22 protein-coding genes and 1 pseudogene are annotated in these 16961 nt (G+C 65.0%); 7 read left to right on the top strand and 16 right to left on the bottom strand.

Going from position 1 to position 16961, the window contains the following annotated elements; translation table 11 throughout:
* Positions 1 to 21: 21 nt before the first annotated feature.
* The 12 genes and pseudogenes from coaBC to AB0J78_RS03245 all read right to left on the bottom strand — a co-directional run bounded on the left by coaBC (position 22) and on the right by AB0J78_RS03245 (position 8409).
* Entirely contained in the window at positions 22 to 1272 is a 1251-nt protein-coding gene (coaBC, locus tag AB0J78_RS03300) for a bifunctional phosphopantothenoylcysteine decarboxylase/phosphopantothenate--cysteine ligase CoaBC (protein ID WP_363786469.1), read from the bottom strand.
* Positions 1269 to 1562, bottom strand: coding sequence for a DNA-directed RNA polymerase subunit omega (rpoZ, locus tag AB0J78_RS03295; RefSeq protein ID WP_132627363.1), 294 nt, complete (start codon positions 1560 to 1562; stop codon positions 1269 to 1271). The genes coaBC and rpoZ overlap by 4 nt, the downstream gene beginning before the upstream one ends.
* A 52-nt stretch (positions 1563 to 1614) precedes the next feature.
* Positions 1615 to 2217 (bottom strand): guanylate kinase, encoded by a 603-nt coding sequence (gene gmk / locus AB0J78_RS03290; RefSeq protein ID WP_363786466.1) that lies wholly within the window; start codon positions 2215 to 2217, stop codon positions 1615 to 1617.
* Entirely contained in the window at positions 2214 to 2531 is a 318-nt protein-coding gene (gene mihF / locus AB0J78_RS03285; protein WP_093154362.1) for an integration host factor, actinobacterial type, read from the bottom strand. Before mihF ends, gmk begins: the two co-directional genes overlap by 4 nt.
* Before the next feature lie 685 nt (positions 2532 to 3216).
* Positions 3217 to 3990: an ESX secretion-associated protein EspG gene (locus AB0J78_RS03280; protein ID WP_363786464.1), complete on the bottom strand. Its 774-nt coding sequence runs from the start codon at positions 3988 to 3990 to the stop codon at positions 3217 to 3219.
* 298 nt (positions 3991 to 4288) lie between these two features.
* Positions 4289 to 4795 carry a hypothetical protein gene (locus AB0J78_RS03275; protein WP_363787550.1) on the bottom strand — a complete coding sequence of 169 codons (507 nt, stop codon included), beginning with the start codon at positions 4793 to 4795 and terminating at the stop codon, positions 4289 to 4291.
* A gap of 313 nt (positions 4796 to 5108) precedes the next feature.
* Positions 5109 to 5375 (bottom strand): annotated as a pseudogene (locus AB0J78_RS03270) (PPE domain-containing protein); the annotation flags it as partial.
* A gap of 69 nt (positions 5376 to 5444) precedes the next feature.
* The gene (locus AB0J78_RS03265) at positions 5445 to 5996 is read right to left on the bottom strand and encodes a DUF3558 domain-containing protein (protein WP_363786462.1); all 552 of its coding nucleotides are present in this window, start codon (positions 5994 to 5996) and stop codon (positions 5445 to 5447) included.
* A 21-nt stretch (positions 5997 to 6017) separates the two neighbouring features.
* The gene (locus AB0J78_RS03260) at positions 6018 to 6419 is read right to left on the bottom strand and encodes a hypothetical protein (RefSeq protein ID WP_363786460.1); all 402 of its coding nucleotides are present in this window, start codon (positions 6417 to 6419) and stop codon (positions 6018 to 6020) included.
* 239 nt (positions 6420 to 6658) lie between these two features.
* Entirely contained in the window at positions 6659 to 6874 is a 216-nt protein-coding gene (locus AB0J78_RS03255) for a DUF397 domain-containing protein (protein ID WP_363786458.1), read from the bottom strand.
* A gap of 17 nt (positions 6875 to 6891) precedes the next feature.
* Entirely contained in the window at positions 6892 to 7743 is an 852-nt protein-coding gene (locus tag AB0J78_RS03250; protein ID WP_363786456.1) for a helix-turn-helix transcriptional regulator, read from the bottom strand.
* Between the two features lie 156 nt (positions 7744 to 7899).
* Positions 7900 to 8409 carry a DUF3558 family protein gene (locus AB0J78_RS03245; protein WP_363787527.1) on the bottom strand — a complete coding sequence of 170 codons (510 nt, stop codon included), beginning with the start codon at positions 8407 to 8409 and terminating at the stop codon, positions 7900 to 7902.
* Between the two features lie 374 nt (positions 8410 to 8783).
* On the opposite strand from AB0J78_RS03245, the gene AB0J78_RS03240 reads away from it, so the two are divergent.
* From AB0J78_RS03240 to AB0J78_RS03220, 5 genes are all read left to right on the top strand, one after another.
* Entirely contained in the window at positions 8784 to 9650 is an 867-nt protein-coding gene (locus tag AB0J78_RS03240; protein ID WP_363786454.1) for a hypothetical protein, read from the top strand.
* 128 nt (positions 9651 to 9778) lie between these two features.
* Positions 9779 to 10168, top strand: a complete 390-nt coding sequence (locus AB0J78_RS03235) for a hypothetical protein (protein ID WP_363786452.1) — start codon at positions 9779 to 9781, stop codon at positions 10166 to 10168.
* A 25-nt stretch (positions 10169 to 10193) separates the two neighbouring features.
* The gene (locus AB0J78_RS03230) at positions 10194 to 10841 is read left to right on the top strand and encodes a WXG100 family type VII secretion target (protein WP_363786450.1); all 648 of its coding nucleotides are present in this window, start codon (positions 10194 to 10196) and stop codon (positions 10839 to 10841) included.
* A 26-nt stretch (positions 10842 to 10867) separates the two neighbouring features.
* Positions 10868 to 11239 (top strand): hypothetical protein, encoded by a 372-nt coding sequence (locus AB0J78_RS03225; protein WP_363786448.1) that lies wholly within the window; start codon positions 10868 to 10870, stop codon positions 11237 to 11239.
* A 149-nt stretch (positions 11240 to 11388) separates the two neighbouring features.
* Positions 11389 to 11865, top strand: coding sequence for a hypothetical protein (locus tag AB0J78_RS03220; RefSeq protein ID WP_363786446.1), 477 nt, complete (start codon positions 11389 to 11391; stop codon positions 11863 to 11865).
* A 102-nt stretch (positions 11866 to 11967) separates the two neighbouring features.
* Here the strand turns inward: AB0J78_RS03220 and AB0J78_RS03215 are convergent, their stop codons facing one another.
* From AB0J78_RS03215 to AB0J78_RS03205, 3 genes are all read right to left on the bottom strand, one after another.
* A complete protein-coding gene (locus AB0J78_RS03215; RefSeq protein ID WP_363786444.1) occupies positions 11968 to 12459 on the bottom strand; it encodes a hypothetical protein in 492 nt (163 codons plus the stop codon).
* A gap of 371 nt (positions 12460 to 12830) precedes the next feature.
* Positions 12831 to 13250, bottom strand: coding sequence for a DUF6578 domain-containing protein (locus AB0J78_RS03210; RefSeq protein WP_363787526.1), 420 nt, complete (start codon positions 13248 to 13250; stop codon positions 12831 to 12833).
* 95 nt (positions 13251 to 13345) lie between these two features.
* Positions 13346 to 14023, bottom strand: coding sequence for a hypothetical protein (locus tag AB0J78_RS03205; protein WP_363786442.1), 678 nt, complete (start codon positions 14021 to 14023; stop codon positions 13346 to 13348).
* A gap of 173 nt (positions 14024 to 14196) precedes the next feature.
* Between AB0J78_RS03205 and AB0J78_RS03200 the strand changes: the two genes are divergently transcribed.
* Positions 14197 to 14568: a hypothetical protein gene (locus tag AB0J78_RS03200; RefSeq protein WP_235875311.1), complete on the top strand. Its 372-nt coding sequence runs from the start codon at positions 14197 to 14199 to the stop codon at positions 14566 to 14568.
* A 280-nt stretch (positions 14569 to 14848) separates the two neighbouring features.
* On the opposite strand, the gene AB0J78_RS03195 is transcribed toward AB0J78_RS03200, so the two are convergent.
* Positions 14849 to 15667 (bottom strand): SDR family NAD(P)-dependent oxidoreductase, encoded by an 819-nt coding sequence (locus AB0J78_RS03195; RefSeq protein ID WP_363786440.1) that lies wholly within the window; start codon positions 15665 to 15667, stop codon positions 14849 to 14851.
* A gap of 575 nt (positions 15668 to 16242) precedes the next feature.
* Between AB0J78_RS03195 and AB0J78_RS03190 the strand changes: the two genes are divergently transcribed.
* On the top strand, positions 16243 to 16896 hold the full coding sequence (locus tag AB0J78_RS03190; RefSeq protein ID WP_363786438.1) for a maleylpyruvate isomerase family mycothiol-dependent enzyme: 654 nt from the start codon (positions 16243 to 16245) through the stop codon (positions 16894 to 16896).
* Positions 16897 to 16961: the final 65 nt, after the last annotated feature.

Genomic DNA, 16961 nt, shown 5'->3' with positions numbered 1-16961 from the left:
GCGGCCTGTTGCCGACAAACACTACTGGTCGGAGAGCCGCCGACCGACCGAGTCCCACAATGTGGACGCCAGCAGGGACTTGGCGCCGAAGGCGATGCGCTCCTCGGTTCCGTCGTCCCCGAGCAGCCAGCCGGAGTTGTCCTCGACCTCGAAGGCCATGCCCTCGCCCACGGCGTTGACCACGAGCATGTCGCAGCCCTTGCGCGCGAGCTTGGCCCGACCGTGGTCGAGGACGGAGGAGGTGGCATCACCGGTTTCGGCGGCGAACCCGACGATCAGCGACGCCGAGAGCTTGCCGGCCGCCCGAGCTTCGACGATCTCGGCGAGGATGTCGGGATTGCGGGCCAGCGCAACGGGTTCCGGGTCCCGATCGGTCTTCTTGATCTTGTGCTCGACCCGGTTGACCGGTTTGAAGTCGGCCACGGCGGCGGCCATGACGACCGCGTCGGCGCCGTCGGCCTCGGCGAGCATCACCGACCGCATCTCCTCGGCGGTCCCGACCCTGATCAGCCGCACTCCGGCGGGCGTGATCAGGTCGGCGGTGTGCGCGGCCACCAGCGTCACGTCGGCGCCGCGGTGCGCGGCGATGCGCGCCAGCGCGTAGCCCTGCCGCCCGGAGGAACGATTTCCCAGGTAACGGACGGGGTCGAGCGATTCCCGCGTGCCACCGGCGGAGATGACCACCCGGCGACCTTCCAGGTCCCACGGCAGCGCGGTCGACGAGGTCAGCAGCAGCCGGGCCAGGTCGACGATCTCGGCCGGGTCGGGCAGCCGCCCCTTGCCGGTGTCCTTGCCGGTCAGCCGACCGCTGTCGGGCTCGGCGACGATCACGCCGCGACTGCGCAGCGTCGCCACGTTCTGCCGGGTCGCCGGGTGCTCCCACATCTCGGTGTGCATCGCCGGGACCATCAGCACGGGGCAGCGCGCGGTCAGCAGGGTGTTGGTGAGCAGGTCGGGCGCCTGCCCGTTGGCCGCACGGGCCAGCAGGTCAGCGGTGGCGGGGGCGACGACCACGAGGTCGGCTTCCTGCCCGAGCCGCACGTGCGGGACCTCGTGCACGTCCGAGAACACGCCGGTGACCACCGGCTGCCCGGACAGCGCCTCGAAGGTCGCGGCGCCGACGAAGTTCAGCGCGGCCTCGGTCGGCACGACGCGGACGCTGTGACCGGACTCGGTCAGCCGCCGCAGGACCTCGCACGCCTTGTAGGCGGCGATGCCACCGCTGACGCCGAGGACCACCCGCGGGCGGCCCTCGGTCGGTTCAGACGTCACTCGCCTTCGGTGTGCTCGAGCACGCCGGCGTGGATCTCGCGCAGCGCGATCGACAGCGGCTTCTCACGCGGGCCGGGCTCGACCAGCGGGCCGACGTACTCCAGCAGGCCCTCGCCGAGCTGCGCGTAGTAGTCGTTGATCTGCCGCGCGCGCTTGGCGGAGTAGATGGCCAGCGCGTACTTCGAGCTGACCTGCTCCAGCAGGTCGTCGATCGGCGGGTAGGTGATGCCCTCGACGGTGTTGGTCGACGGGCTGCTGTTGAGCGCAGCCAGCGCGCTAGGGGTGCTCACAGGTGTGGCTCCTGCTCAGTAGTAGGTCGCTCGGACAACGGGAAGGGAGACGTCACTTCTCGTGGCCGAGTATCAATCGTACCAATTCGCTGGTCGCGGACTGCACATCGGCGTTGACGACCGTCTCGTCGAACTCCGGTTCGGCTGCCAGCTCGTCCCGCGCGGCGGCGAGTCGCTTCTCGACGACGTCTGCCGGTTCGGTGCCGCGGCCGGTGAGCCGGTCGACCAGCTCGTCCCAGGACGGCGGCAGCAGCATGACCAGCTGCGCGTCCGGCCAGGCGCTGCGAACCTGGCGGGCGCCTTGGAGTTCGATCTCCAGCACGGCCGGTTTGCCCGCGGCGATCGCCTCTTGGACGGGCTTGCGCGGCGTCCCGTAGAAGTTGCCCGCGTAGCGGGCGTGTTCGAGCATCTCGCCGTCGGCGATCATCCGCTCGAACTCCGCGACGGAGACGAAGTGGTAGTGCACTCCGTCGATCTCACCGGGGCGCGGAGCCCTGGTGGTCGCGGACACGCTGAAGTACACCTCCGGAACCTGCCTGCGCACCTCGCTGAGCACGCTGGACTTGCCGACTCCAGAAGGCCCGGAAACGACGGTGAGCCGAGGCTCGCCCTGACGGACGATCCTCGGCTCAGCGCCGGTTTTTGCGTCGATCACTCGCCGCTGAACTCGGTGAGCAGCGCCTTGCGCTGCCGCTCGCCCAGCCCGCGCAGCCGACGGCTGTTGGCGATCTCCAGCCGCTCCATGATCTGCTGCGCACGGACCTTGCCGACGCCGGGAAGGGCCTCGAGCAGGGCGGAGACCTTCATCTTGCCCAAGACCTCGTCGTTGTCGGCGGTCTCCAGGACCTCCGCCAGCGTGGTTCCGCCTCGCTTGAGGCGCTCCTTGAGCTCAGCTCGGGCGCGACGGGCGGCAGCCGCCTTTTCCAGAGCTGCTGCCCGCTGCTCCTCAGTCAGCTGGGGAAGGGCCACCATGTCCTCCGTGATGTGGGGTTTCTCTTGATCGGTGCGGGCGACGGTACCGAGTCCCGAAAGGCGGTTGCCCACGGGGGTCCCGGTTTTGTGGAGCGGATCAGTCCGCCCCACCGCCCTGGCCCTTGAAGTTCTACCCGTACAAGGCGTGCACGAGCACGGGGCCGCTGCAAGTCCTATCAACAAAGCCGCTGAAGTGCACTAATCTCAGCAAAACTTATCGGAATGTGTCCGATTTCCGCACAGTTGAGCCACGTGAGGGTTGTCTCCGCAGGTCACAACCGCGTTAAACGGTCCCCGAACGCACGCCGTTCGAGAGCCTGTTCTATGATAGAAGTTGATCTTGTTTTCTTCCACTCAACGGAAAGGGCGGTCCCCGTGATGCGGCACCGAAGCACCCGGTGGCTCCGCCCGTCCAGACGCGGCGGGGCCCGGCCCTGACACCGTCGGGTCGGCTGCCCGAGCCGGGGTTTACGCACCCTCACTGACCGCCTGACCGGCCTCTTCAGCGCTGCGCAGGCCGCTGGGCCCTCCGAGCCCCGGTCAAGTGCTTCCGCAGCGTGCCGTGCCATCTGCGGGCGTGCCCAGGGCCTCAGAGCCCGCGAAGGCGGGACTGGCGAGCCGCGGACGAGCTGTTCCCGGACGCGAGAGAGCCCCGGGCGCTCGACCCGGGGCTCCGCTCTGGCTACAGCGTCTTGACGAGGTCGTGCACGCGGCTGGCCATGCGCTGCCGGTCGATCGGCGCGATGGTCGTCCATCCTTCGTCGCTGCGGCGGCTGTTCTCGATCATGTACCAGCCCTTGGCGTTGGCGAAGAAGTTGGTGACCGTCGGGGCCCGGTGCCGCTTGCCCTGCCCGTCCATGACGGCGTAGCCGACCTGCGCGTAGGCGTTGCGAGCCCCGCCGGCCATCTCCACCAGCGTCTTCGCCTCCTCGCGCCGGATGCCTTGCCGCACGAGCGCCTCGCCCATCTCGCGGTCGTTGCCCGCGGACTTGGCGGCGGCTTCCATCGCCGAGCTGCGCAGCGACACGCCCCGCCCGGGACCGGCCTTGACGTCGTCGGGCAGCACACTCAGGAGCGCTCGCACCATGGAGTCGGCGGGCAGCGTCTGGACGGTCACGGCTTCTTCGGTGAGCACCGCGAGCGTCGCGTGGCCCCGGGTGCACGCGACCATGCCTGCGACGATGCTCTGACCACCGTCGGGCTTGCGCTGCCGGAAGTTGATGTCGAAGGCCCGCTCGTAGCGCGTGAGCGGCAGCAGGGCCCCCTGGATGTCCTCTTCGCGCATCTCGTTGCCGAAACCGAGCGCCTGCAGCTCATCTCGCGCGCGAGCCTCCACTTGGCGCCGCTCGGTTTCGAGGATGCCTTCGGGCAGGACGTTGAGCACGAGCGGCTTGGTGCCGAGGTTGAAGTACTTCCACGCCTCGTGGAAGCCCTGCTTCGACAGCTCGATCTTCACCGGTTCTCCCCAGCCAGAAAGTGTGGACGGCACCGCCCCGAGAGCGTCCACGAATTGATCCGAGTTGTTCACTGATCCGTCCAGTTCTCAGCCGTTCGGAAGCCCACGACGCACGGCCGTCCCCCACAGTCCGAGCCCTGATCGTCCACGTTCTCGCAAGAGCCAGTGGGCGGCACCGAAGCGGTACCGCCCACTGGCTGATCTGCGTTGACGAGCAATTACCGCTGGTTGTCCCAGTCACCGAAGACCGGCGGGGCGACCTTCGGCAGGTCCTCGTCGAAGACGCCCTGGTCGCCGATCAGGTAGTCGGGAGTCTCGTGCTCGAGGTCGTCCTCGCCTTCCTGACCCCGGCCGCGCGCACCCGCGCCCGCACCAGCACCGGCACCACCGCGGCCACCGGCGGCTCCAGCACCGCCGGCCCCGGCAGCTCCACCGCCGAGACCACCCATGCCGGCACGACCACCGGCGCCCATGCCGGGCCCGCCAGCGCGACCACCGGCACCCGAGCCGGCCCCCACGCCACGGCCCGCACCAGCACCACCGCGGCCACCAGCGCCGCTACCGGCACCCGGCCGCGCACCAGTGCCCGAACCCGGGCCGGCGCCGAGACCGGGAGTGCCACCGGGGACACCAGGCCCGTTCGGCACACGACCGGTGCCACCGGGGTTCTGGTTCGAACCCGAGCCACCACCAGGCGGAGTCGCCCAAGCAGCACCGGTACCAGCAGCACCACCGCCGTAAGCACCACCGCCAGCACCACCAGCGCCGCCACCGGTGTAACCACCAGCGCCAGAACCGGCCCCACCAGCCCAAGCACTGGACGTGGAAGACGGCGAGGAGGAGCCAACACCACCGACGCCGGGGCCGGAGGAGCCCGTCACAGTGGTCTTCATACCCCCGTCTGGCGGCGGAGTGAAGACGGCACTGCCAGCAACGTTGTTCTGGCTGGTCTCCTGATACGTGCTGAAAGCCTGTACGGCTTCCTGACGCAACTTCTCGTTGTGCGCTTTGGCGTCCTCGGCGTCGGTGGACCCAGTCGTGAGGGTGTCCCACCCTTCCTCGAGCCAGCCATCATCCGGAACGGACTGCTCTTCACCCTTGCCCGGGATCGAGGTCTGAACCTTGCCGAAAGCGTCACCCTGAGCAGTCATCTGCTCGGATTGAAGCTTTGCGCTGTCCGCCGTGACCTCAGTCCACAGGACGACCGGCATGGCCTGGTTCTTCATGGCCTCGCCGGACTCGGACTGCATGACCGCGCCGACTTGCTTCAGCTTGTCCTCAACCCGGGTCTTCAGCTCACGGAGATACTCGTCCTCCTTGTTCCAGCCGGTCGAGACCTCGTAGAGCCCTTCAGCCCCAGCTCCGCTGCTGACCCACTTACGCATCTGGTCGAGCTGCGCACCTTCAAAGTCCGCAGGCTCAAGTTGCCTACCTGTCACCGCCTACCCCCTCAGTCAGGCATTCGGAAGATTCTGAACAACCGCACCTGCGATTTGCTTGCCGACATCGCACGCGTTTACCGACTGGACCCGAGAGATGGCGTTCACGAACACGGATCCCTGGTCTGAGACGTCGACGGAGACCATGCAGTTCCGTCCTTCGTTTCCGGACTGCGCCGCCGGGTAGCCTGCCACCTCAGTAGGCACAACGTCAGCCGTGGACTCCGTGAAGTCCTTCATCGTCTCGGTCGTCGTAACAGCGACGAAGACGTTCCAGCCCTGATCCGAACCGCCCTGCCCCGAGACGTAATTGCAGCCGGGAGTGCCGTTCGACTCGTTAGGTGCCGGAGGCAGCGTGACGCCGAGGGACTGCTGCTGGGCCTGCGGCAAGCTCGTGCATTGATCTGCCAGCTGCACCGACTTGGCCGGCGCGGTCCGCGACGAGCTCGGCGGAGCGGGAGACTCGGCTGGGGCGCTACTGGGAGCCTCGGTGGTGCCACCGGTCCCTGTACATCCGGCGAGCACGAAGCTAGCCAGCACCGAGCCAATAGCGAGTCCCTTACGCAAGGTTTCCTCCTCGAACCGGTCTCAAGACCGGAAACTGTCCGCCGAATCCTGGTCGTTCGTACGCGTCTGAGTTGCGCTGGCACGCAGGTTCGCAGCCGTGTCCTTGAAGACACTCGCAAGCTTCCGATAGTTGTTTAGGTATGCCTGCTCGTCTCCATCGGCAACCTGCCCGTAGGTCGATGCAGACCGAACGCTGACGGGGTCCTTACCCGCAGTGGGCACCTGCGACAGCTCGTAAACTTCCTGCTCGCGCCGCTCCATCGCGAGAGCTTCGGCCTCGAAGAAAGAGGCAAGCTCGTCGACCTTGTCAGGCTCGATGCGCATGGACCCGCCAGCGGACTGCGAAGCAGCAAGCGCCGCCTTGTCCGCCATCCGGTCGAAAGTCTCGCCGATCGTGCCCCAAAAGCTGTTCGGGAACGTCATGCCACGACCCCCTCGCTACTCACGCTGAACTCCCCTTGTCCACGTGCCGTCGCAACGAGGGCGACGGACATCCACTTGCCAGCGTGGCAAACGTTAGCGCACGGGTCTGCGCGCGTGTAGCGAAGTTGGGCAAAACAGGAACCGGCAAACGAGTGAAATGGATCTCAGAACGCCGCTAGGGGCTTCCCAGCCAGTTGATCTTGTGTTGCATCCCCTATCGACCCCTATCAACTACATGATCATCTGCAAGAAGGGCTGACGAACCGGTCCTCCCGCAGCCTCCGAAGAAAGGACGACCACGCCGGCTGCCCGAAAATCAGGTGCTGACCAGCAGGATTCTTCGAGTCACGGGTGTGCACGTCGTCGCCCGCGAAGGCGACCTCAACGCAGTTCGCGTAGTTGCTGCTCCGAGTGCTCTTGCGCCACTGAAGCGTATGCCGTTCCGGCGCAGCCACAATCCGCTCCTTGAGTTTTAAACGAGTTTGTCGGCGATGTCGTTCATGAGCGCGATTGAATCGTGAGCGGGCAACGCGGTCTCGTGCAACCGCCGAAGGGCTTCTCTCGTCGCGGCGACATGCTCGGGCTCTTCCAGGAACGCACTGCTACCGCGGTTCTCCAGGAGGACCAGGCTCGGATGCTGGTCGAAGTCGAAGAGGACGAATGGCCCGTCCAAACCGGGGTGCGCACCTGCGCGGGTTTCGACCACCCGGACCGTGATGTTGTCCTGCCTGGCCGCAGAAACAAGGTGGCGAATCTGCTGGTACATCACACCTGCCTCGCCCACTAGGCGTTCAAGCGTGCTCTGTTCGATCAACGCCTCGAAGTGCGGAGCATTAGCCCTGTTCAAGACTGTCTGACGGCTGAGACGAGAGGTGACCAACGTTTCGATCTCGGCGATGTTCAGATCAGGGTCCGTTCCGCCGACGAGCGCCGATGCGTACCCAGCTGTCTGCAACATCCCTGGTACGAGCGTCGTCTCGTAGTTGAAGATCGCCGCAGCTTCCCGCTCGAATCTGGTCGCCTCTTCCCACATCGCAGGCAGACGCCCTTCCTGCACCTGCCACCAGTTGGGCATGGCCGCGTTGCGCACCAGGCTCAACAGCTCTTCCCGGCGCCGCGCTGGAACGCGGTAGAGCCCGAGCAGCGCCGACACGTCATCGGCCTGCAGCCCGCGCTGCCCGGACTCCATCCGAGAAAGCTTGCTCATGGACATGCCAAGAGCCCCGGCAACCTCCTCGGCCCCGAGTCCGCTCCGCAGCCGAAGCTCCCGAAGCTCGCTCGACACCCGCCGAACCCGGACCGGCACACCCACACGACCGCTCATCAATCCTCCCGATCAAGACCAACAACGAGATCACGATCGGCACTTGCCCAGCGGGCACGTAAGAGCACCGCAAACGATTCAGCCAGCAGGTACAAGCAGGCGAACCCGACGGCTTGGGAGATCACTCCACGTAGCAACCCGGCGATTCCGGGGCCACTACCCGGCCGCGGGCACGGGCGCGTCAGGAAGGTTCATCACGGCCATCCCCCCGAACTGCTCCGCCAACACGCAGGGATCGACGCCATCCTCGTCCGAACCTGCCGTCTTGCCGTTGGCCACCAGGAACCCCAGGTCCGAGATGTCCGCGATCAGCGTGCAGTCCGCGCCGTTCCGGAAAGTCTTGCCCGGGTAACCCTTGAGGTCCGCGCCACCGGTTGGTTCGGCGCGCCGATTGACCTCAGCCTTGTAGCTCCGCTCCCCGCTCACGCCGACGAAGACGGACCACCCCGCATCACCGCTCAACTGGTACTCGCACCCCGGCGTCCCGTTCCAATCGCTTTGACGCGGTGGTTGGTCAACGCCGACTCCCCGCCACTGATCCTCAGCGACGAAGGCGCACTTCTCAGCCACCTCCGTCACCTTGGCCGGACCAGCTCGCGGCACGAACTCCGGCGACGCACTCTGGGGAGGCCGAGGTGAAGCCTCAGAACCCCCACCACACCCCACAGCAAGAAGACCGAGAATTGCGACAAGAACCCCAAATGTCGTACGCGTCAACTCGTACCCCCATCGAAATCACCCGCTGACAAAGTTGCGGATGAACCTCAACCGTCACGAACCTCCCCAGCAGGCGACCAACCAGGGAAGATCCCTGGACGCTAGCTCAGCCCACCCCACCTACAGGTCAGATCGAGCACAGAACCAACTCAAAAACCCAGCTCACCGACCTCCTCGAGATTGAAGCACCCGAACCCAGGGCAGCCGATTCAGCCGATAGGTCCGGAGTTGCATACCCAACACTTTCCGCAATCACTGCTGGTGACACCTTCAGCTTCCCTACGCTTTCGCCGACCGAGGACACATCTGCAAGGGGAGAGTGCGTGCCGACTCAACCGGGGTGGAACCAACAGTGGGGACCGCACGAGCAACAACGCTGGCACGGGCAGCCGGTGCAGGGCTGGCAACCACCACCGCCGCAGCCGCCGAAAAAGCGGAAGAAGTGGCCGTTCATCGTCGTACCGATCGTCGCCCTTCTGCTCGTGTTCGCGGTAGTTCGAGGGTCCTACGAACTCTCCCGTCCAGACATTGAACCGATCGCCGAAGCACCCGCCCCGACCGCCGAACAAATCGAGGAAACGACCCCCACGGCTCCGCCTCCACCCGGCGCACCCGTTCGATGCCAACCGGACCTCGTCCTGTTGTGTTTCCCAGACGACTACGACCCCGACGCCACGATGGACGCCATCGCAGCTGCGGGCTGGACCTGCTATCGGAAGGACGACAGAACCGAAGCAGGCAACCTCGTCTTCGAAGCACGCCGCTGTGAGGTTCAGGAACAGGTCGGGCAGCAGTACGGCGCCTACACCTCACACGGCTACGAGCGCGACTTCCTCAACAAGGAAACCGGCAAGCTCGAGTCCTTCACCCTGAGCGTGAACACGATTGCCGCGCTCCAGCGGGGCGAGCACACAACCCCGGAAGACTCGACGAGGAAGCTCTTTGGGTTCTTCGACTTCGCCGCCGAGCGAATCTGGTTCGACAAGCCCGACCAGCTCAGAGAAGCCAAAGAAGCCTTCGAACGCCTCAAGCCCCAGTGCGCCTCCCCCGCCGGCCGCACGATCGAAGGCGCCACGGTCACGACACCCTCAGGCTACGAACTGAACTGCAGCGCCCCAGGCGGAAGCTGGCAAGTCGGCGACCAAAGCAAAAGCTACCAACAGACCCTCACGATCAAACCAGCCACCTGACACACGCCTGTGTAGCCGCACAGGGCAGGATATTGGAGGCGACTTTCACCGACATGGACTAACCAAAACACGCCGGAAAAAATCGTGAGTATGCCACCATGATCTTCGGTCATCGCTATAGGGGGAACATGACGGATCCAGGAATGTACGGCGATTACGGCTCTATGAAATCCGCAGAAGGATGCATACGAGAAGCCGCCGAATCGCTCGGCAAGAACCTGCAAGACTTCCACACCCGCGCGCAACTGGACAGCGCAATCCCTTCCCTTTCTGGAAATAAGATTCCAATTACAACAACTGCGCCTTTCGGCCCCAACATTGACGAGATCGAAACCCTGATGGCACAGTCCGTTCAAGCAGCCTACAAGCCAACCGTAGACGCGGTCGATGAATTCCTCAAGGAAACCAGGAAGCAGGTTGACAACCTAGCTATCGGGATTTCCGAATCAATCGCCGAATACCAACGCCGCGACAATGAAGCCGCATCTGGGATGCCGAACGTGCACCCTCCCCGCTGAACAACCGCTACAAAGCAGGTGCGAAATGGCGAATCCAATGGAAATGGCAACCCCCAGCTTCTGGGACGCCTCCAGGAACTTTGATAAAATCGCCGAGACCCTTGGCGCGCCAGTCAGAAAACTTACCGATCAGTTTCAGCTGATCGGAGAGGTAGACACAAAGAAGATCAGCACGGTAGCCCAAGAGGTCTGGGGTGAGGACGAATCGACAAACGGCGTTCGCGCGGACATCGCCAACACTCTGCAAAGCTTGAACGAAGCGAAGAACTACCTTTCGCACGGATGGCAGGGCGAAGCATTTATCAACTTCAACTCCGCGACCGATAAGGCGATCAGGGCACTCGAAGACGTTGCTGACCCGTTGGCCCAGTTGTCTGAATCTTTGAAAGAAATGGCGGCGAAATTCGACGAGTCTGTCGGCGATCTGATGACGACCGTCGCTGGCGTAGGCGGAATTCTTTCTGCAATTGGCGGTGTCGTCATTGCACTCATGGCAGCCCCAGAGCCGACACTTATCACCAAGGCCCTCGGAATTATCGTCGCCGTCATTGGAGCGCTCGTCGCCGCAGTGGCGTACGTGGGCGCACAGTTCAAGGCTATCGAACAAAGAAAGAAGGCCGCCCAGGCGGTTATTGATGAGTGCAAGACTACTATGAGCTCCATCAAGCGGTAATTTGCCAGCGAAGGAGGGATTTAGGCATGGAAATCGAATCCCAGGTTGCCAATGCGATGCGACAACTTGAGAAGAACATCGAGAAGGCCAGAAAGAACCCCCAAGCCGTTCTGCAGGGGAGTTTTCCTGGAACCTCTCGAAACGTAACGGTGTGGGTTGACTCTTTGGGGAGAACAGAGCGTTATCGAATCGCACCAAACAGTGTGGCTGAAGGTGACGAGCTTCAGTTGATCCATGCATTCGACGAAGCCACCAAGAAGGCTCGCCAAAAAGCTGAGAACCTTGAATTTGAAGAGGATGGCGAATCTCCTCACGAAAGTCCGGCCGCTTGGCGCCCGAGCAACCGCGCTCCCGAAAATGCTGACTGGGACGAAGAGCCGGGCACGTGGCTGCGATGAGGAGCTTTAGGAGTTCAAGTATCAAACCCACAATTGCCTCCCCACTCGCCCTGACGCTAGGTACAGCGCTGCTGGTCGCTTCGTGCTCGCAGCCCGCGAAGGGGTATCGGGAGGACCCTGGCGCGTGCTCCGTGGTCTCGGACCCGAGCGTGGTCACGCAGCTCGGCGAGGAAGCTCTGCAGTTCCCACCGACAGCGGATGTCTCTCACACCGATTCGCAGCAGTCCAGCAAGTGTGAGTGGGAGTCGAACCATCCACCAGGTTGGGGAAGCCCAGCGAACGCCACCATCTCGGTGCTCGTCCGGCTGAAGGTGAACGAAGACGGCGACCCGGATATCGCTGCGGCGCAGGGGAGCTACCAGGCGAACAACTCCCAGGCCGCGCAACCGGACACTCCACCAACCGTGATCGGAGACTCCTCCAAACGCAGCATCCGACCTGGCAGCAAGGGCAACAGCCAAGTTGTCACGATCGATTTCCTCCGCGCGAACGCGCACGTCACCGTCGAATACCGGGGCTGGGGAAGCCAGGGTTTCAATGCCCAGTTCATCCCTCTGGAGGCCCAGCAGGAGGCCACGCTCGACTTCGCACAGCAGACGCTCGCCAGGCTCGGGGAGCCGAAGTAGATCCCTCCGCGTACGCATCCCGCGCTGCGGATGCCGCCGTAAGGAAGAACAGGGGCTAGCACCTCAGGCGAAGCGGTAGCCGAGGCTCCCTGACCACCCTGTTCACCAGTGGGTTGCCTTGGCCGGGTTGAGCAGACTCCTACCGATGATCATGTCGATCAGAGCGAGTGCGCACGGAAGCCACAGGAGAGCCAGGCAGAGCAAGGCCGCAGGGGGAAATACTCCGGCGTTGCTCGCGCTCACGGCGAGGAAGAGCGATGCGATTCCAGCCGGGAGGATCGTTGCGACCAACATGGTGATCAGCGTGCGCCGGGCTTGCCTGGCGTAGGTCGCGTTCAAGTAACCGGTGTTGACGTATGACGCGCCGGCAACCAGCGTGATCGCCGAGACCAGGGCGAACGCGCACCCGAGCCCACCGAGCACCACGGCGAATACGCCCCCAAGAGGCAGTGCGGGCAACAGCATCGCTCCGCCTGCAAAGGTGCCGATCAGTGCCGCAACCACCAAGGTGATCGACAGAAGGCCGGACCATCTGCAACGACCACGAACACGGGCAGCAAACGCGGGCGGGATCGGAACGAACTCACTGTTCACAGGCACGTTTCGACGCCGCGCCGGAGGCGGAGTAGGAATCATCCGTCAACCTGCCAATCTGATCCGTGACCGAAAGCCCACCGAGCCCCGTCAGCGCGGATGACCGGTCAGAACGCGATCGACATCCTCTTCATCAGCGTTGACCTTGCCCGCACCTCGCGTAGCCGAGCATGCCAGTCGAATTCGAGGTGCCGCTGACCACGGTGCTGCCTTGATCCCCATCGATGTCCGCCAGCACAGAGTCGCGTTCTGCGGGGTATCCAGGTGATGTCGGCCGTTTCATTGGCTCCGCGTCGGCAATCAGCCTTACCCGGCACTGGTCCGGTTCGTCGTCGAGCTCAAGTCGAAGCGCGGCTGCGGGACGACCGGTATCACCGGTGGGCCTGCTCATTCCGCTTTTGCTCCTGGACGTCGAGGTCGACGACGTAGGCTGTGAAGCCCTCGTCGTCGTCCGCGGTGATGTCGTCGTGAGCATCGGAGTCGTGGAGCCACACGAGTCGGCCGGAAAGCGGGACCGGGCGTATCTCGCGTGCCGAGGTTCGTTCGAAGCGGCTGTAGAGCGCGTGGATCCCGGTCACGACTCCGGAAGCCTTGGGGACGTCCACCACGCGCTTGCCGTGAAAGATCGCGCTGTGCGTGATCGGAGCGCCTGCGTCCTCCCCGAGCCGCTCCTGCACGAAAGCGAGGCCCTCGGTGTCCAGGTCGAGAAGCGGCCAAGTCACCGTGTCGCCCACGCGGAACGGTGTGCCGCAGCACTCCATCTCCCAAGCCGCCATCCACGCGCGAACCATCATGCACCTGCAATATCACAGCCCCCGAGAAGAATTCCGGCGCTTCTCGTTCTCAGCACCCCGAGCGCTTCGATTGGTAGCCCGCACGCGCGGGGTCAGGACGTCACTGCGTCGAGGAAGCGGTTGTGGCGGAGTCTCGTGGCGCGTTCGAGGGCTGCTAGCGCTCCTGCGGTGATCAACGTGGCGTTCGCCCAGGTGGGAAGGTGGATCGGTGAGGTGAACGTGCCGACCTGCTCGGCGATGACCGGGCTGTGGGTGAGGACCTCAACGCCGTGGAGGAGGTTCACCGCGAGCGCCACGACGAGGATGACCACCGCTGCTGCGCCGATGACCGCGCTGACGTGGGGGAAGCGCTGCCCGAACCTCGCGCGGAGGCCTTCCTGGGAACGGCGGTGCGGGCGCAGTGCTCGTTCCTCGCCGGCTTCGGAGACGAAGTGCATGCGTTTCAATCCGAACCCGGTGGTGGCGACCTCGATGACGCCGCCGGGTACTGGGAACGCCGTCGGCACGTTGGAGCGCAACACCTGCACGCCGTTCCGGTACAGCGCGGCAGGGGCCTTGCCTTCCCCGTCGTCGTGCTGCTTCCTCGTCTTCGCATCGGCGAGGTGCCGGACGTCGACCGCGTAGGAGTGGCTGATTCCGTCGTGGTCGGCGAGTTCGAGGAAGAACAGGGAGCGGGAGAAGAGCTGCCAGAGCCGGTAATCGCGAAGCGGGCTCCCGTCGCCGGATCTGACCTTGGCGAGCTGCCAGCGCCTCTTGAGCTTGTTGACCATTCAGGTGCCTCTCGTCGTCGAACCATCCCCTTCGCCAGTCAAGGGCGTGCCCTCGGGGCATGGTCAAGAGGCGCTGCGGGACCGCTTCCAGCGAGGTGAGGGCGTCAGCTCCCTCGAGAACACACCTGATCGCTCGACTTGTTCTGCGTGCGGGGCGTGACACAATCCGCACCATGAGTTACCAGCCACACGATCCCTACGACCGGAACGACCCCGGGCGGTACCCGTACGGGGACGACTACGGCGACCGACGCCCTCCTCGGCGTCCGGGGCAGGTCGGGGACACCATTGCGCGGATCGTGCGGATCGTGGTGTCGATCGTGGTGCTGGTGTTCGCGTTGCACGTGCTGTTCGTGGTGCTCGACGCGAACCAGGGCAACGGCTTCGTGTCGTTCATCTACACCCTCGCGCAGACCTTCGTGCTGGGGCTCGGTGACGTCTTCACCCCGGACGATGCGCTGCTCGGCGTCGTGCTCAACTACGCGCTGGCCGCGTTGATCTGGTTCATCGTCGGGCAGATCATCATCAAGATCATCCGCCGCTAGCCGCCGGGATCTCGTCTACGACCTCGGGCAACCGATGTCCTTTTTGCCCGGCCAGTTCGGATCAGACCTGCCCCCGCGCTAAGAGCTGTTTAGGAGTGTGGCGGAGCCGCTGTTTCATGTGTGGGACTCAACCAGCACCGCCGCAGGTTCTGAGCGGTTTCGTGGCGAGTACGCCGCGACGCCGTGTATTGGACATACATCAGGAGTGGCGCACGGAGTCCACGGAACCGCTCAGGTTCTGCTACCCGCACCGCTACGCAAAGCAATTCCTAAACAGCTTTTAGACGAGAGCGAGGGTGCGGGCGCGTAGCGTGGCCCTGGCCTCGGCGTCGTAGGCCTGGGCGTGAGCCCGAGCGGGACGGAGGCGGTCGAAGAACTGGCCGGTGACGCCTTCGAGCGACTCGTCCACCGCGAGCCTGCGCGTCGCCTCCACCCCGGTTTCCAGCGAGTCCGAACTCCTGCCGATCTCCGACAAGACGATCTTGGTCGGCATGAAGGTGGCCGGATGCAGGCAGGTCGCGGCCAGCTCGATGGGCGCGAACCGCTCGGCGAGGTCGAAGCTGTGCATGATCTGCGCGAGCTTGCTCTGGCCGTAGGCGCGGGAGCCCGAGTAGTCGCGTTCGAGCATGAGGTCGTCGAAGTCGAGCGGGTCCTGCGCCAGCGACGCCACGTGCACCACGCGAGCGGCACGTCCCTCCTCCGACGAGGAACGCAGGAGCGGCAGCAGGTTCTCGGTGAGCGCGAAGGTGGCCAGGTAGTTCACGGCGAAGCGCAGCTCGTGCCCGTCCTCGCTGGTCCGGCGGTCGCGCCCGTCCGGCTCGCCCGATCCGATGCCCGCGTTGTTGACCAGCACGTCGAGCCTGTCGACGCTGCTGCCGATGGTGTCGGCCAGCTTCGACACCTGGGCGAGCTCGGCCAGGTCGGCGGTCGCGGTGACAGGTGCGGCACCACCCGCCGCCCGCACCTCGGCTGCTACCTGCTCGACCTTGCCGGCGTCACGGCCGTGCAGCACGAGCCGGACGTCCCCGCTCGCCAGACGCAGGGCCAAGGCCCGGCCGAGCCCATCGGTGGCACCGGTGATCGCGATCGTCTGCGGCATGTGGTCCTCCCATCGTTCGGAAGCTCCGGTCAGGAGATCAGAGCGCGCGCTCGGAGGAGTCGCGCGTGACCGAGGTCGTGGCGAGCAGGGTCAGCTTCTCGGACAGCGTAGGCGCGCGGCTGTGGGCGTGCCTGGTCCTGCGAGCCCCAGGGTCGCGGGGCCTCTGGCTGAGGGCGCGGACCGACGGCGACGCGGGTCGGCGCATCGACGAAGGAGTGTCGAAACCCGGATCCCGTCCGTCACCGGGTCCCTGATTACCGCAGTATTCCGGGCCCCGACCGCGGACGAGAGCGTCCCGACGCGTGGTGGTCACCCGGCTTTCCGGATTTCAGTGGAAATCCGGGTTCCGATTTCCACTGAAACCCGACCACGGATTTCCACTGAAATCCGGAAACCCAACCCCGGGGGTGAGCGGTGGGGGCGTCCGGACCAGTTGCACTGATCGACCGGCAGTGCCCGACGGACGTGGTTGGGGCGTTGACTGGGGTTTGGGGACTGCGGTTTTGTCCCTGGTGGGGTTGGGGAAGTTGGTGAAGACGGGGTTGGGTGTCGGTGGGGTGTCGTAGGGTTCTGCGGTGACCAGGGAATTCGAAGAGCTCTTCCGGATCTCGGAGGAGAATCGTCGGCTGGCGGCCGACATGTTCGCATCGTTGACGCCGGAGCAGTGGGCGACGCCGAGCCTGTGCGCCGGGTGGACCGTGCGGGAGGTGGCGGCACACCTGCTCGCTCCCCTCGAAACCCGGTTCAGCTGGTTTCGCGTGCTGCGCACGGTCATTCGCTACCGCGGCGATCTCGACCGGTACGTCGACGAGCAGACCCGCGAATGGGCCCGGCGTCCCACGGACGAGCTCGTGGCCGGTCTGCGCCGGATGGCCGGTCGGCCGATGAACGTGCCGTTCGTCGGGCCCTTCGGTCCGATGACCGACACGTGCATCCACCTGCGCGACGCCGCTCGGCCGCTCGGTCTCGACGTCAACCCGCCGCCGAGCTCGTGGCGACCGGCGCTGGACTTCCTCGTCTCGAAGCCGGGCGCCCGCGCATTCCTGCCCGGCAGTCGCCTCAACGGACTCCGATTCATCGCCACCGACCAGGACTGGACCTGGGGCGAAGGCAGCGAGATCCACGGCCCGTCCGAGGCCCTCACCCTGGCCATCACCGGCCGCCCCGTCGCCCTCATCGACCTCGAAGGCCCCGGCGTCGAGCTCCTCCGCGAACGCATCACGGACTGACCTCACCTCGTGGTTTCGGATTTCAGTGGAAATCGGGAACCCGGTTTCAGTGGAAATCCGGTTCC

Source organism: Saccharopolyspora sp. NPDC049426 (assembly GCF_040676935.1).
GTDB lineage: Bacteria > Actinomycetota > Actinomycetes > Mycobacteriales > Pseudonocardiaceae > Saccharopolyspora.
The sequence above is the reverse complement of the archived record's forward strand: the minus strand, read 5'-3'. Positions and strand labels throughout refer to the sequence as shown.